Origin of the sequence: Candidatus Magnetobacterium casense (assembly GCF_019173545.1) — a bacterium.
In the GTDB taxonomy this organism is placed as follows: Bacteria; Nitrospirota; Thermodesulfovibrionia; order Thermodesulfovibrionales; family Magnetobacteriaceae; genus Magnetobacterium; species Magnetobacterium cryptolimnobacter.
Map to the genome: position 1 here is coordinate 1 of NZ_JABXWD010000563.1, position 1,790 is coordinate 1,790.

The 1,790-nt window shown below is 44.7% G+C and carries 3 protein-coding genes; all 3 read left to right on the forward strand.

What is annotated here, in order from left to right; translation table 11 throughout:
* The coding region (locus HWQ67_RS17580) for a hypothetical protein (protein WP_218253998.1) at window positions 1-390 on the forward strand (390 nt) is incomplete at its 5' end.
* Between the two features lie 347 nt (window positions 391-737).
* Entirely contained in the window at window positions 738-1,391 is a 654-nt protein-coding gene (locus HWQ67_RS17585; protein WP_218253999.1) for a hypothetical protein, read from the forward strand.
* An 11-nt stretch (window positions 1,392-1,402) separates the two neighbouring features.
* Window positions 1,403-1,790 (forward strand): hypothetical protein (locus HWQ67_RS17590; protein WP_218254000.1); only part of this gene is annotated, 388 nt, incomplete at its 3' end.

Genomic DNA, 1,790 nt, shown 5'->3' on the forward strand with positions numbered 1-1,790 from the left:
AGTTGCGGTTATCGTATAACCTGCGCTACTCCTACAGCTGGTAATACCGTTCTTACTGCCATGCCTGGCAACACGGTAGTTACCGCTAGTACTGCTTCCGAGCTTCGTGAGAATCCTCGTTGTAAGTATATTACTCAAACCGGAGGTGGCAATACTATGATACTTACTGGTAAGAGTTATCTTCCGTCCCTTGTAGGACGTACCAAGGCGCAATACATGGCAGACGACCGCTATCAGTCGGAAGTCAGTGGAAGCCCTAACGAGCTAGCAATTTTGAATATTCAGCTATTCGGTCTTGCATCCGATACTCCTATTACTTCGACGACCATTCAAATTGTAATGGAATATACCGTCGAATTTTTCGATATTAAGTCCCTTGGACAGTCATAAGTATTTTAGGGTCCCTTCGCAAGTTTACATGCGGATGGGACGGCGCGTCGCCTCACCCTTTTGGTGATGCGACGGCACAGTAGCATGGTACATGCGGAGGGTTCAAAGCGAGCTTCGAGATGGTGCGTACGCCAATAAAGTCCGGGCTCCGGCAACGCCGGTCGTCCGGGCTCCCGGCTTTAGCCGGCCAAGCAAACGGGGGTCTACTTATAAGACCCCCGGCAGCGCCTAAAATCTCAAAACTAAAATCTCCGGCCTTTGTATAAATGGTCCGGTCCGAAGACCCTCCCGGTAAACACAAACACCTCCGGTTCGGTAAAATCTCCCCGGAAATATATGAAGCTCTATTGAAGGTCCCCGGAGTCAAATCCATCGTTCGTCATGAAGGTGGTTCCAAAGGCGGTACTTTCAAAGAGCATGCGCATTTTCACGTCTGGTTTGAGTCAGATGTTCCAATTACAAATCAAACAGTTCGTAATCGATTATCCAAATTACCCGAATTTGCAACTCATAGCGGCCAGAATGACTGGTCATTCCGCAATCACGACAGTTTAGAAAACTGGTGTGCCTATGTGATAAAAAACTCTACATATACCGTACTTCTAACGCATGAAATATTACAAAAAATAATACAAGAAACCCCTAAACTTGAAGACCTAGTGGTAGTACGTAAAGGTGATACAATAGAACATGTGGGTGCATACAATGAGACCCCGCTCGCTAGTACTCAAGTGCAACGTAAGTCTCGCGCGGAGAGACATAAACTCCGTGAAAGTTTGATAGACACATGGCATTGGAAAGTTAATGCTCAATTTGGCATTAAAGATTATTCGTCGGCGATTCTCAAGTGTAAGTCGCGTATAATAGACTGGTACTCAGGATGGCTAGACGACAGAGATGGAATCAGAATGATTCGATTCTTAATGTATACATTTGGTGATGATGAATTAAGAGAAGAATTAACATTTAAAATATCCCGGTCATGGGATAATTATGTTTAACCTAAGTATAAATGGCCCGTAAATATCAGCCTAAGCGTAAGCTAATTCGTCGTAAGCGTTTTGCGCGTCGACCTAAACGAACCACTGTTAATGTAAATCGAGCATTGGCTCCGATTGCTCAACGCTACATTACAAAAATGAAATACTCCGATGTAATCTCAGGTGGAGCTTTATTCGGAGATGTTCATATGAATCTCAATTCTCTTTTCGATCCTAATCGTTCGGGTATAGGTCATCAGCCTTATGGCTTTGACCAGCTTGCTACCCTATATAATCGTTATCGAGTTATTAGTTGCGGTTATCGTATAACCTGCGCTACTCCTACAGCTGGTAATACCGTTCTTACTGCCATGCCTGGCAACACGGTAGTTACCGCTAGTACTGCTTCCGAGCTTCGTG